The sequence below is a fragment of the Eudoraea algarum genome (assembly GCF_050589645.1).
In the GTDB taxonomy this organism is placed as follows: domain Bacteria; phylum Bacteroidota; class Bacteroidia; order Flavobacteriales; family Flavobacteriaceae; genus JBNGOQ01.
Window position 1 is genome coordinate 104,237 of sequence record NZ_JBNGOQ010000001.1, and the last position, 13,335, is coordinate 117,571.

14 protein-coding genes are annotated in these 13,335 nt (G+C 46.1%); 7 read left to right on the plus strand and 7 right to left on the minus strand.

Annotated features, from left to right (window positions below):
* The first annotated feature begins 4 nt into the window (after positions 1 to 4).
* The 6 genes from ACRD67_RS00485 to ACRD67_RS00510 all read left to right on the plus strand — a co-directional run bounded on the left by ACRD67_RS00485 (position 5) and on the right by ACRD67_RS00510 (position 6,316).
* Positions 5 to 2,347 (plus strand): penicillin-binding protein 1A, encoded by a 2,343-nt coding sequence (locus ACRD67_RS00485; RefSeq protein WP_430964985.1) that lies wholly within the window; start codon positions 5 to 7, stop codon positions 2,345 to 2,347.
* Between the two features lie 116 nt (positions 2,348 to 2,463).
* A complete protein-coding gene (locus ACRD67_RS00490; protein WP_430964986.1) occupies positions 2,464 to 3,165 on the plus strand; it encodes a CoA transferase subunit A in 702 nt (233 codons plus the stop codon).
* Positions 3,166 to 3,192: 27 nt separating this feature from the next.
* Positions 3,193 to 3,549: a four helix bundle protein gene (locus tag ACRD67_RS00495; RefSeq protein ID WP_430964987.1), complete on the plus strand. Its 357-nt coding sequence runs from the start codon at positions 3,193 to 3,195 to the stop codon at positions 3,547 to 3,549.
* A gap of 31 nt (positions 3,550 to 3,580) precedes the next feature.
* Positions 3,581 to 4,234: a 3-oxoacid CoA-transferase subunit B gene (locus tag ACRD67_RS00500; protein WP_430964988.1), complete on the plus strand. Its 654-nt coding sequence runs from the start codon at positions 3,581 to 3,583 to the stop codon at positions 4,232 to 4,234.
* Positions 4,235 to 4,612: 378 nt separating this feature from the next.
* Entirely contained in the window at positions 4,613 to 5,131 is a 519-nt protein-coding gene (locus ACRD67_RS00505) for a GNAT family N-acetyltransferase (RefSeq protein ID WP_430964989.1), read from the plus strand.
* A gap of 18 nt (positions 5,132 to 5,149) precedes the next feature.
* Entirely contained in the window at positions 5,150 to 6,316 is a 1,167-nt protein-coding gene (locus tag ACRD67_RS00510; protein WP_430964990.1) for a serine hydrolase domain-containing protein, read from the plus strand.
* Here the strand turns inward: ACRD67_RS00510 and ACRD67_RS00515 are convergent.
* Both ACRD67_RS00515 and ACRD67_RS00520 read right to left on the minus strand, forming a co-directional pair.
* On the minus strand, positions 6,313 to 7,470 hold the full coding sequence (locus ACRD67_RS00515) for a methionine aminotransferase (protein ID WP_430964991.1): 1,158 nt from the start codon (positions 7,468 to 7,470) through the stop codon (positions 6,313 to 6,315). The two genes, ACRD67_RS00510 and ACRD67_RS00515, sit on opposite strands and share 4 nt — an antisense overlap.
* Positions 7,471 to 7,539: 69 nt before the next feature.
* Positions 7,540 to 7,821 (minus strand): hypothetical protein, encoded by a 282-nt coding sequence (locus tag ACRD67_RS00520; protein WP_430964992.1) that lies wholly within the window; start codon positions 7,819 to 7,821, stop codon positions 7,540 to 7,542.
* Between the two features lie 163 nt (positions 7,822 to 7,984).
* Between ACRD67_RS00520 and ACRD67_RS00525 the strand changes: the two genes are divergently transcribed.
* The gene (locus tag ACRD67_RS00525) at positions 7,985 to 8,695 is read left to right on the plus strand and encodes a helix-turn-helix transcriptional regulator (RefSeq protein ID WP_430964993.1); all 711 of its coding nucleotides are present in this window, start codon (positions 7,985 to 7,987) and stop codon (positions 8,693 to 8,695) included.
* Here ACRD67_RS00525 and ACRD67_RS00530 read toward each other — a convergent pair.
* The 5 genes from ACRD67_RS00530 to ACRD67_RS00550 all read right to left on the minus strand — a co-directional run bounded on the left by ACRD67_RS00530 (position 8,692) and on the right by ACRD67_RS00550 (position 13,132).
* Positions 8,692 to 9,174 (minus strand): very short patch repair endonuclease, encoded by a 483-nt coding sequence (locus ACRD67_RS00530; RefSeq protein WP_430964994.1) that lies wholly within the window; start codon positions 9,172 to 9,174, stop codon positions 8,692 to 8,694. The genes ACRD67_RS00525 and ACRD67_RS00530 overlap by 4 nt on opposite strands.
* 70 nt (positions 9,175 to 9,244) lie before the next feature.
* Entirely contained in the window at positions 9,245 to 9,991 is a 747-nt protein-coding gene (locus tag ACRD67_RS00535; RefSeq protein WP_430964995.1) for a succinate dehydrogenase/fumarate reductase iron-sulfur subunit, read from the minus strand.
* 30 nt (positions 9,992 to 10,021) lie between these two features.
* Positions 10,022 to 10,393 (minus strand): four helix bundle protein, encoded by a 372-nt coding sequence (locus ACRD67_RS00540; RefSeq protein WP_430964996.1) that lies wholly within the window; start codon positions 10,391 to 10,393, stop codon positions 10,022 to 10,024.
* Positions 10,394 to 10,451: 58 nt separating this feature from the next.
* Positions 10,452 to 12,455, minus strand: a complete 2,004-nt coding sequence (locus tag ACRD67_RS00545) for a fumarate reductase/succinate dehydrogenase flavoprotein subunit (RefSeq protein WP_430964997.1) — start codon at positions 12,453 to 12,455, stop codon at positions 10,452 to 10,454.
* A 14-nt stretch (positions 12,456 to 12,469) separates the two neighbouring features.
* Positions 12,470 to 13,132: a succinate dehydrogenase cytochrome b subunit gene (locus ACRD67_RS00550; RefSeq protein ID WP_430964998.1), complete on the minus strand. Its 663-nt coding sequence runs from the start codon at positions 13,130 to 13,132 to the stop codon at positions 12,470 to 12,472.
* Positions 13,133 to 13,335: the final 203 nt, after the last annotated feature.

Here is a 13,335-nt window from a genome sequence, read left to right on the forward strand (position 1 = left end):
GCGTATGGCAGCAGTGAAAAAGAAAAAGCAACAAAATCCCTTTTTTAAATTCATCAAATGGTTCTGGATCTTATTTGCCTCGGGCTTTTTTTTGGCGATCCTTGTCTTTCTATTGGCCTCCTGGGGAGCCTTCGGTGAAATGCCCACCTTTGAGCGTTTGGAAAATCCGCAGACCAACCTGGCCACGGAGATCATTTCCTCCGATGCCAAGACCCTTGGAAAATTTTATTTGGACGACAACAGGACCCCAATTTCCTATGAGGACCTGCCCCAGGACCTTATAGACGCCCTGGTGGCCACGGAAGATGCCCGTTACTATTCACATTCAGGAATTGATGCCAGGGGCACGCTTAGGGCCTTGGCCTTTCTTGGCACTAGAGGTGGTGCCAGTACCATCTCACAGCAGCTGGCAAGACAATTGTTCGTGGGAGTCCGTTCCAAAAATAAGTTTCAAGCGATTACCCAAAAAGTAAAGGAGTGGGTCATTGCAACCCGTTTGGAAAGGAATTATACCAAGCAAGAGATCATTGCCATGTACATGAACATCTATGACTTCAACTACAATGCCGATGGAATCCGCTCTGCCTCGCGAATTTACTTTGGAAAGGAGCCCAAAGACCTGAAGATTGAGGAGGCCGCCGTGCTGGTGGGTATGCTCAAAAATTCTTCACTCTACAACCCCATTCGGCGAGAGGAATTGGTGTTGAACCGACGAAATACGGTCTTGGCCCAAATGGCAAAATACGATTATATCACCGAGGCGGAGAAAGATTCGCTGCAGGCCCTAAGGATGGACATCAATTTTAGCCCGGAATCCCATCGTGAAGGTTTGGCCACTTATTTTAGGATGTACCTCCAAGGTTTTATGAACAAATGGATCCAGGAAAACCCTAAGCCCATACAGGATGGGGAGCGCGACAAATACAATATTTATTTGGACGGACTAAAGATCTACACGACCATTGACTCGCGTATGCAAGCCAATGCGGAAGAAGCGGTGCGGGAGCACATGAAACGCTTGCAGGCCGAATTTTTTCATCAAAATACGCCGGATCGCAACCCAACGGCCCCGTTCCTAGATCTTGAGAAAAGTGAAATAGACCGGATCATGGAACGCGCCATGAAGAATTCCGAACGTTGGCGGGTGTTAAAATCCCAAGGAAAATCCGAAGAAGAAATAAAGACTTCCTTCGATCAGAAAACCGAGATGACCGTTTTTGATTGGAACAGTGAGACACAGGAAAAAGATACGGTAATGACGCCCAGGGACTCCATTAGGTACTACAAGACCTTTCTCAGGGCGGCCATGATGTCCATGGAGCCACAGACAGGACATGTTAAGGCTTGGGTGGGCGGCCTTAACTACAAACATTTTCAGTATGACAATGTGATACAGGGCGCACGTCAGGCAGGCTCTACCTTTAAACCTTTCGTATACGCTGCGGCCATTGACCAACTACGGTATTCCCCCTGCGATTCCTTGCCGGACAATCAATACTGCATAGAAGCGGAAAAACATGGAAACCCGGAGCCTTGGTGTCCCAAAAACTCCGTTGGAAAATATTCGGGTAAGATGCTGACCCTAAAAAATGCGCTGGCCAATTCGGTCAATACCGTCACCGCACAGCTTATAGACCAGGTAGGTCCTAAGGCCGTGGTCTCTATTGTAAAGAACTTGGGACTCACCAGGGAAATACTGGAAGTGCCCTCCATCGCCCTGGGTACGCCAGACTTTAATGTCTATGAGATGGTAGGGGCTTACGGCACCTTCGTAAACCAAGGGGTGTATGTGAAGCCTGTCATGGTGACCCGAATAGAGGATAAAAATGGGACGGTACTATACGAGTATGTTCCCAAAACAAAGGACGTACTGAGCAAGGACGTATCCTACGCCATGATCAACCTGATGGAAGGTGTTACCCAAGGAGGGTCCGGTACCCGCTTGCGCCACACCTATAAGAAGGAGGCCACGGAATACAAGGAGATTATTACCGGATATCCTTACGAACTTAAGAACCCCATAGCGGGAAAAACAGGGACCACGCAAAATCAAAGCGATGGCTGGTTTATGGGTATGGTTCCCAATTTGGTCACCGGTGTCTGGGTAGGCGGTGAGGACAGGGCCACTCATTTCCAGACCATTACTTACGGCCAAGGCGCTTCCATGGCCTTGCCCATTTGGGGACTTTATATGAAAAAGAACTACGCCAACGAGGAACTGGATGTTTCCACCGGGGCATTTCCCGAGCCCGAGGGCATGTCCATAAACATAGATTGTACCAAGATCAGGGAAGCCATAGAAAAGGATACCGATCTGGAAGACGATTTGGAGGACCTGGATTTTTAAGGAAATTTATTTTCAGATGAACGCTTTGCCTTTAACCTAAAGTTAAGGGCTTTTTTTTGTTTAAAAACCGTAAATTAGTCGAGTGGGTCATCCCAATTTTTTCCAAACAAAACACTATGATTCGTAAGACAGTTAGTAATGTAAATGAGGCCCTAAAGGGCGTGCAGGACGGCATGACTTTTATGCTCGGCGGCTTCGGTCTCTGTGGGATTCCCGAAAACGCCATCGCGGAGCTGGTGTCTTTGGGAATAAAGGATATCATCTGTATCAGCAACAATGCCGGAGTGGACGATTTTGGATTGGGATTGCTTTTGCAAAAACACCAGATCAAAAAAATGATATCGTCCTATGTGGGGGAAAATGATGAGTTTGAGCGCCAAATGCTAAGTGGGGAACTGGAAGTGGAACTTACCCCACAGGGAACATTGGCGGAGAAATGCAGGGCGGCCCAAGGCGGCTTTCCCGCTTTCTATACCCCGGCAGGCTTTGGGACCGAGGTGGCGGAGGGAAAAGAGACCCGAGAGTTTAACGGCAAGATGTACGTTCTGGAAGAAGCCTATAAGGCCGATTTTTCCTTTGTAAAGGCCTGGAAGGGCGATGAGGCCGGAAACCTGATGTTCAAGGGTACGGCCCGCAATTTTAACCCCTGCATGTGTGGAGCGGCCAAAATCACCGTGGCCGAAGTTGAGGAGTTGTTGCCTGCCGGGGCATTGGATCCCAATGATATACACATACCCGGAATATTTGTGCAGCGGATCTTTCAGGGAACACATTATGAAAAACGCATTGAACAACGAACGGTTAGATCTCGCAGTTAGTCGATTACTCAATGGGAAAATATAGTAATGGGGCATCGTAAAAATGTTGTAGTAGAAAAATCAATTGACTTTGCCATCAAGGTAATCGAGTTTTGCGAGTTGCTGGAGAAAGAAAGAAAATTTGTGGTAGCAAATCAGCTGCTTAAATCAGGTACAAGCATTGGGGCTAACGTTCACGAGGCACAAAATGCAGAAAGTCGAGCTGATTTCATTCACAAAATAAAGGTTGCACTAAAAGAGCTGGAAGAGACCAAGTATTGGTTAACTTTATGTGAAAGAACGAAATCATATCCATTTAATAACAGATTAAATGCTGGTGTTGAGGAGCTGGGACTGATTATGTATAAGATAGTAAGTACAAGCAAAAAAAACGCGACCAAATGAAATTGTTACATCAGTTAATTTTCACATTTATATGTTAGATAAAAACGGAATAGCAAAACGCATAGCAAAGGAAGTCAGAGACGGCTACTACGTAAACCTGGGCATAGGGATTCCCACCTTGGTGGCCAATTTTGTGCGGGAGGACATCAGTGTGGAATTTCAGAGCGAAAATGGGGTTTTGGGCATGGGTCCCTTTCCTTTTGAAGGGGAGGAGGATGCCGATATTATCAATGCCGGGAAGCAGACCATTACCACCCTACCTGGGGCGTCATTTTTTGATTCGGCCACAAGTTTTAGCATGATCAGAGGCCAACATGTGGACCTGACCATTTTGGGTGCCATGGAAGTTGCGGAAAATGGGGACATTGCCAATTGGAAGATACCAGGGAAAATGGTAAAGGGCATGGGCGGAGCAATGGATTTGGTGGCCTCTGCCGAGAATATCATAGTAGCCATGATGCATACGAATAGGGCCGGGGAATCCAAGTTGTTAAAAAAGTGTTCCCTACCATTGACCGGGGTAGGTTGCGTAAAAAAAATAGTGACCAACCTCGCGGTCCTCGCCGTTACGCCAAAAGGGTTTCAGTTACTGGAGCGGGCGCCCGGGGTAAGTGTGGCCGAAATTGAGCAGGCCACGGAGGGCACCTTGCTTATCGATGGTGAGATCCCGGAAATGGTGTTGTAATGAGCCCAGATAGTGCATTTCATCGAAGATTCCCATTTTTTTTCTTAATACACCACATTTTGAAAGGACTTCACAACAATAATTTCGAGAATAGAAAGTTTAGATATACATTTATAGGGAAATCTGATTAGAAAAAGAAAATCCCGAATTAACCTTTTACAAAACCCAAGAGCTATGGACCCCCAAATGAACCACTTGCCTGCAGAAGAAGAGGTGCAGGTGTACAGAAATGATTTTTACAGCGGAATTTTAATGCTGGCCAAAAAGCTGTTTATGCTATAACAAGCTGTTTGGCATATGATTTAGAAAGAGTCTCGATGTATCGGGGCTCTTTTTTTTGCCGTTTTACCAAAGGGCAAAAATGCCTATTTTTAAGCCATGCAAGCACGGCTTCTTAAGTGTACTATTAAAGATGCGGAACAACTGGCCGCAATATCCCGGAAGACCTTTGTGGACGCCTTTGAAAAGGATAATGACCCTGAAGATTTCAAAACTTATATGGATACGGCATTTTCCCAGGATAGCCTCCTAAGGGAACTGAAAGACCCCGATGTTTCCTTTTATTTTGTATACTTACACGGCTGTTTGGCGGGATATTTTAAGATCAATGAGAATAATGCCCAAACAGACATCAGGGATAAAACAGCCTTGGAACTGGAACGTATCTATGTGCTAAGCGAATATCAAGGCAAAAAACTAGGCGAATGGATGCTGCGACAGGTTTCTCGCTTGACCTCGGAACGGGGCAAAACCTATCTGTGGCTGGGGGTTTGGGAAAAAAATACGGGCGCCATACGGTTTTACGAAAAGCATGGATTCATAAAGTTTGGTACCCATCCCTACTATATTGGGAAGGACAGACAAATAGATTGGTTAATGCGTTTAGATACCCAATAAATTAAACATATGAGACAAATGAAAAAAATAAAAGGGCTTGCCCTCCTGCTGGTTCTTTACAGTTATCAACCTTTTGGTGCCTTTGCACAGCAAACGTATTTCTTTCCCGAGAAAAATGGCGTTTGGGAAGAAAAAACGCCCAGAGCATTTGATATTGATGAAAAAAAGCTGAAGGAGGCGATCAATTTTGCCCAGGAAAACGAATATTCCGGATCAAAAGATCTTCGCATCGCAATAGTAAAAGGTTTTGAACGGGAACCTTTCCACGAAATCCTGGGGCCTACCAAGAAACGGGGCGGCCCGGCAGGGCTTGTGCTTAAGCAGGGATATATCGTGGCAAAATGGGGCGATACCAAACGCGTAGATATGACCTTTAGTGTTACCAAAAGCTTTTTGTCCACTATGGCCGGCCTGGCCGTTGACCAGAAGCTTATCGCAAACACCAATGACAAGGTGGCAAACTATCTGTGGGACGGTACTTTTGACGGGGAACACAATGGAAAAATTACCTGGGCCCACCTGCTACAGCAAAATTCGGACTGGTCCGGAGAACTTTGGGGCGGAAAGGACTGGGCGGATAGACCTCCAAGGGAAGGGGGACTGGACGATTGGAAAAACCGTGAATTAAGGGAGCCAGGCACAGTAATGGAGTACAATGATGTGCGGGTGAACGTGCTGGCCTATGCGCTTACCCATGTATGGCGAAAACCCCTGCCCATGGTATTAAAAGAGGAAGTTATGGACAAAATCGGCGCATCCACCACTTGGCGCTGGCACGGCTATGAAAACGCATGGACAGAGATCGATGGTATTCAAATGAAGTCGGTTACGGGTGGCGGACATTCGGGAGCCGGTCTGTTTATCAATACGGAAGATATGGCCAGGTTTGGCCTCCTGTTCCTGAACGACGGGAAATGGGGGTCCCAACAGCTGATCAGTACAGAATGGATACAGGAAGCCATTGAACCCTCGGTGCCCAATGTCAATTATGGCTATATGTGGTGGCTGAACAGAAAGGGGAACAGACATTGGGAGGGCCTCTCGGAAAACATTTACTATGCTGCCGGCTTTGGAGGCAATTTCATTATCATTGACAAAGCGAACGACCTGCTGGTGGTTACCCGTTGGTTGGAACCCAAAATGATCGGGGAATTTATGAACAGATTGACGGCAGCTTTGCCTTAAATACCGCATAAAATAGCTGTTGCCCGCTCCAAGGTGTCCTTGGTTTTGGCAAAACAGAACCGCAGCACCTTGTTATCCTTCCCGTCCACGTTGAATGCGGATATGGGAATGCTGGCCACACCGTGGTCTATGGTAAGCCTTTTTGCAAAAGCGATATCCGATTCTTCCGTGATATTGGAATAATCCAGCAGTTGAAAGTAGGTGCCCTTGGAGGGAATCGGCTCAAAGCGCGAATCTCGAAGAGCCTCGAGAAAAAAATCTCTTTTTTCCTGATAAAAACGGTTTAGGCCCAGATAGTGTTCCGGCGTTTTCAGGTACTGGTTCAGGGCCCTTTGTACCGGATGGTTGACACAGAAAACATTGAACTCGTGTGTCCTTTGAAATTCGACCATCAGCGCTGCCGGCGCTGCACAATACCCCATTTTCCAGCCGGTGGCATGAAAGGTCTTTCCAAAGGAAGCGCAGATAAAACTACGGGAAGCCAAGTCGCTATATTTGGCAACACTTTCGTGCGTGTTCCCATCAAACACAATATGTTCGTATACTTCATCGCTGATCACGATGATGTCGGTATTTTTCAGAATTTCCTGTAAGCGTAGCATATCTTCGGCCATAAGCAAGGTTCCACTGGGATTGTGGGGCGTGTTAATAATGACCATTTTGGTCTTTGGGCTAATCGCCTGTTGAAAGGCCTCCCAGTCTACACGGAAATCGGAGTCGTTCAGTTGCTGGAAAACGGGAACACCACCATTGATCTGGATTGCCGGTTCATAGCAATCATAGGCAGGCTTGAAAACGATGACTTCATCACCGCTGCGGATAAAGGCGGTAATAATGGTAAAAATAGCTTGGGTAGCGCCCGCAGTTACCGTTATTTCCGATTCGGGATGGTACCGCTTTCCATAGAGGGAGGCAATTTTTTCTGAAATAGTCTCACGCAGCGAGAAGATACCTTGCATGGGGGCATATTGGTTGTATCCGTCGTCCATGGCACGGCTCACCAGATCGAGAAGCACCGGATCTGGCTTAAAATTGGGAAACCCCTGGGAAAGGTTAATGGCCTTGTGCTTTACAGCCAACTTGCCCATGGTGGTAAAGATGGAGGTTTCCACTTGTGGAAGTTTGGAATGCAGTTTCGGCCCGGGTGCTGACATAGAATAGGTACTGGGATATAAATGTAGCAAAATTCCCTATGGACAACGATAAAAAAAGAGGGTTTTGGATCAACGGCCGTACCTGGAGGCCTTGTCCAGGAACAGTTTGTCGTTTTCGGCCTGTAGCTGCCTTTCCAGGGCATTTTCAAAAGCAGTCTGCACCAGCACCTTCAGAGCTCTGGAATTGGATTTGGTTAAACTGTTGGTCCGGTATACCACATCCCGAATGGTTGAAAAACTGATACTGGTTCTTGCTGCGATATTCGCATAATCCTCTTTGCCGGTGTTCCTTCTTAGTATAGTGGATAGTTTTTCACTGATCGGCTTTCCGTAATCGTTTTCTTCGAACATAGTGTAAAGGTTTTAGTAAAAGACTGTTATTCCTGGTATATCTGGGAGGTACATTATATCCTTGCATATTTTGTTATCTTTGCTCGTAATTTGATTACAGATATATGCATTATTATTGCGTAAATAATAAAATATGTAAAAATATTACGCAAAATACAATATTATGTTTATTTTAAAGCAACTGAGACGAAAAAAAAATATGAGCCAGACCGATTTGGCAAAAATCGTCGGGGTAAGCCTACGTACCATTCAGCTTTATGAAAAGAGAGACGCCAATATCCCTATCAAGAATCTAACAAAGATTGCGGAACATTTTGACCAAACCATCGCGGCGTTATATTCCTATGAAGCCAATGACTTAAATGGCAGTTATGGCTCCCACAGGATACTATCCGAAAAGCACAATCAAATTACACCCATTGCACATGGAAAATACTTGATTACCGTTCCTTTGATATCTGGAGAGTTGCAAGCGGCCTATGCCGATAGGTTTGGGGAGAAGGGTTTTTTGGAAAGTTTGGATAAGATCGACTTTGTGGTGGGGAAAACCCTGGACACCCCCTGTACTGCTTTTGAGCTTACCAACAGCTCTATGGATAACGGACGGTTGACAGGCGTTCCGAATAGCGCCATCGTTCTGGGACGATTGCTTTCCAAAAACGAACTTGCACAAATCGTAAGCTCCAACAACCGGGCGATTTGTTTGTTGGTTTACGACACAGGTGTCATGTGCAAGGAAATAGTGGCCTATGATGAACAAGCGGAAACCATTATCTGCCATAGCCTGAACGATTCACCGGAATACGCTGATTTCACCATGCAATTGGCCGACGTAAGACAGATCTTTGAAGTGGTAAAAAAACAGATAGACTAGCCCCTATCCGTACGTTGATGCTCCAGATGTTGTATCACTTGGTGTATACAGGCCTCGAGCTTTTTTTTGATTTCACTTTCCCAAAACCGAAATACAGTATACCCTAGTTGCTCCAACGCCATGTTCACCTCCCGATCCCGTTGTATGTTGCGCTCAATTTTTGGGATCCAAAACTCACGGTTCGTCTTTATTTTTGCTTTTCGTTCCGCCCAATTGTACCCATGCCAATACTCCCCATCAATAAAAATGACCGTCCGATATTTTTTTAGGACGATATCCGGTTTCCCGATAAGCTTTTTGTAATCAATACGGTAGCGGTATCCTTTTTGCCATAGTGCTTTTCTAAAGGCAAGTTCCGGTTTGGTGTTCTTACCCCGTATTTTACCCATAATTTTGGAGCGCTCGGGAGTTGTATAAAAACCCGATTCCTCATTAAAACGAGGAACTTTGATCCGTGTTTCGGGATAGTTTTTGGCCATGTTTTAAGATAACAAAAATCCCGGAGACCAAAATGGAATCCGGGATTTTCCTTTATTTTCTATTAAGGGCCTATCCTTTGATATTTGCGCTTAAATATTCCCTGTTCATACGGGCAATGTTCTCAAGCGAGATGCCTTTGGGGCATTCCACTTCGCAGGCCCCGGTGTTGGTACAGTTACCAAAACCTTCCAGGTCCATTTGGCGGACCATATGTTGCACGCGATCGGCCGCCTCTACCTGTCCCTGGGGTAGGAGGGCAAATTGTGATACCTTGGCCGAAGTGAACAACATGGCACTGGCATTCTTGCATGCGGCCACACAAGCACCGCAACCAATACAGGTAGCCGCGTCCATGGCTTTATCCGCTACATGTTTTTCAATGGGGATGGCATTGGCGTCTACCGTGTTTCCCGAAGTGTTCACCGAAATGAAACCTCCTGCCTGTTGAATGCGGTCAAAGGAACTGCGATCTACTACCAGATCCTTGATTACCGGAAAGGCCTTGGCCCTAAAGGGCTCTATGATTATAGTATCCCCATCGTTGAACTTTCTCATATGCAATTGACACGTAGTCACCAGTCGGTCTGGTCCATGTGGCTCTCCATTGATCTGTAGGGAACAGGTTCCGCAGATACCTTCCCTACAATCATGGTCAAACTCCACGGGTTCCTCCCCTTTATTGACCAAGTCCTCATTTAGGATATCGAGCATTTCAAGAAAGGACATATCGCCATCCACGCCGTTCAGGGGGTAGGTTATCATTTGTCCTTTGGACTTGGCGTCCTTTTGGCGCCATATTTTCAGGTTTAGTTTCATATATCTTAGGTTTTAGGGATGAGCGAATAGCTACTGCAACTTCTTTTCCAAGCTTCTGATCAAAGAATTTAGCATCTTGCTTATCTCCTCAATTTGATTTTCTATTGTCCTGCTATATTTTATATAATTTAGTTCTTTCGAAATAACTACCTGTGTTTCCAGCTCAAATAAAGAACCTCGGGAATTTCGTAAAAATTGAATATAATTTTTCAAAGATTTTCGTCCCCAACCTTCAGCAATATTAGAAGGGATTGAAACAGAACTTCTTCGCATCTGACCAATAAGCCCGAATTTTTCATCTTCGGGAAAACCATTGGTCACTTTATAAACTTCCTTAATTAACGCAATCGATTTTTGCCATACTCTCAATTCCTTATATGACTTTAAACTATCGTTTAACACAATTCTACATTCCTTATTGTCGTTTCCCTCTTTCCTCTTCCCTCTTCCCTTATAGGAATTACTTGTACGAACGGGTTTTTAATTCGATATTTTCATAGGTCAATGCTTCCTTGTGCAAAACCGCATCTTTGGGCTCACCTTTATATTCCCAGGCAGATACATACTTAAAGTTCTTGTCGTCCCTTAGGGCCTCTCCCTCTGGGGTCTGATATTCCTCACGAAAATGCCCACCACAGGATTCGTTCCTGTTGAGAGCATCTTTTGCGAAGAGTTCGCCAAGTTCCAGAAAATCGGCAACCCTGCCCGCTTTTTCCAACTCCTGATTTTTTGAGTCGCTGCTTCCGGGAATCTTTACGTTTTCCCAGAAATCGGCCCTTAAGGCGGAAATTTCGTCTATGGCTTCCTGAAGCTCCTTGGCATTCCGGGACATACCGCATTTGTTCCACATGATCTTGCCCAATTTCTTATGGTAGTGGTCTACGGTGTATGTGCCACTACCACTCATCAACTTTTCAATGCGCTCCCTCACGTCCTTTTCTACAGCTTCAAACTCGGGAAGGTCCGTGGAAATGGGTCCGGTCCGGATATCGTCGGACAAATAGTCCCCAATGGTATAGGGCAGTACAAAATACCCGTCGGCCAATCCTTGCATAAGGGCCGAGGCACCCAATCTGTTGGCCCCGTGATCGCTAAAATTGGCCTCTCCGGCACAGTAGCAACCGGGGATGGTCGTCTGTAAATTATAGTCCACCCAAAGTCCGCCCATGGTATAATGAACGGCCGGATAGATTTTCATAGGGGTCTTATAGGGATTTTCATCCACGATTTTTTCATACATCTGGAAGAGGTTGCCATATTTCTCCTCAATGACCTCTTCGCCCAATTGGCGGATCGTATTTTTATCGGCATCCTTCATGCCGGAGGTCAACGCTTTTTCGGTACCATACCGCATAATAGCGGCGGCAAAGTCCAGATAAACGGCCTCTCCGGTCTTATTCACCCCGAAGCCTGCATCGCAACGTTCCTTAGCGGCCCGTGAGGCCACGTCACGCGGCACCAGGTTTCCAAAAGCGGGGTACCTTCTTTCCAAATAGTAATCCCGATCCTCTTCTTTTAATTGGGTGGGCTTTAAACTGCCCTCCCGTATTGCCTGGGCATCCTCCAAACGTTTGGGCACCCAGATACGTCCGTCGTTACGGAGTGATTCTGACATCAACGTGAGTTTGGATTGATGGTCTCCGGAAACTGGGATACAGGTTGGATGTATCTGCGTATAGCAGGGATTGGCAAAAAATGCACCCCTGCGATGGGCGCGCCATGAGGCCATGACATTGCTCCCCATAGCGTTGGTAGACAAGAAAAATACGTTTCCATAACCGCCGGTGGCCAATACCACGGCATGGGCCGAATGGCGTTCTATCTCACCGGTAACCATGTTCCTTGCAATGATGCCCCGGGCCTTCCCTTCCACCAACACCAAATCCAACATCTCATGGCGGTTGAACGGCAGTATCTTTCCCCGATTGATCTGTCGGTTCATAGCGGCATAGGCTCCCAACAACAGTTGCTGACCTGTTTGCCCCTTGGCGTAAAAGGTCCTTGAGACCAATACACCACCAAAGGACCTATTGTCCAAAAGCCCGCCGTACTCCCGTGCAAAGGGTACGCCCTGAGCCACGCATTGGTCAATGATATTGCCCGATACCTCGGCCAAGCGATATACGTTGGCTTCACGCGAACGGTAATCCCCACCCTTTACGGTATCGTAAAAAAGACGGTAGTTGCTGTCCCCATCGCCTTGGTAGTTTTTGGCCGCATTTATGCCGCCCTGGGCAGCTATGGAATGTGCCCTCCTCGGGGAATCTTGGTAGCAAAATGTCTTTACGTTATACCCTAACTCTGCCAAGGTAGCTGCGGCCGAACCTCCGGCAAGACCCGTACCCACAACGATAATATCTATATTCCGTTTGTTGGCCGGATTTACAAGATCAATATCGTTTTTATGTTTTGTCCATTTGTCGGCCAGCGGGCCGGAAGGAACTTTAGAATCTAGAATTGCCATAAGTCTTACTTATTTTAATGTCCGTTAAGGTGATGAAAAAGCGCAATGAAAATAAACGCCGCGGGCACAACCAGAGCAAACGCTTTGCTAAACTTTTTGATGCCGGGCGTGTACTTGTTGTTGACGCCCATGGATTGAAAGGCCGAGGCAAATCCGTGCCAAAGGTGCATGGCCAACAAAACAAAGGAAACTACATATAGGCCGATCCGCACGGGGTTTTCAAACTTATGGAGCAGCTCCGGGAAATAACGTGTTGGATCCTCCGGATGGCTCTCCACATATTTGTGCACCAATTCCGGAATAAAGAAATCATAGAAATGCAATCCAAAAAAGGCCAATATCACAGCACCGGAGATAAGCATGTTTCGGGAGACCCATGAAGCATTGGCACTGCCCTTGTACTGCACATATTTAACACCGCGGGAACGGCGGTTCTGTATCTCCAGGATAAAACCCATCACAAAATGAAAGACGATACCGAACACCAAAATGGGCTGCATTAGGGCCTGTACCACAAAGTTGGTTCCTAAAAAATGGGAGAACTGATTGTATATATCGGCGCTAAAAACAGAGGTCATATTGACCGTGCAGTGAAAAAGCAAAAAGAAAACAAGAAAAAAGCCTGAAAGTGCCATCGCAACCTTTCTGGCGATAGAAGATTTTATCAATCCACCCATGGGTTATGAATTTTGATTACAAAGTTATTGTACGTAGTACTTATAGGCAAGCTTTGCAATGGTTTAGTGTTCTGCCAGGGCCTAATTTAAGGAATCTTTTAAAGTTGTTTATCACATTAAAGTAAAATTCTTGCGATAATCTACATTATGCGACAATTAGGGGAAACCACGAGTAAAATCTACCTTTTGAATTAGCCCGATTG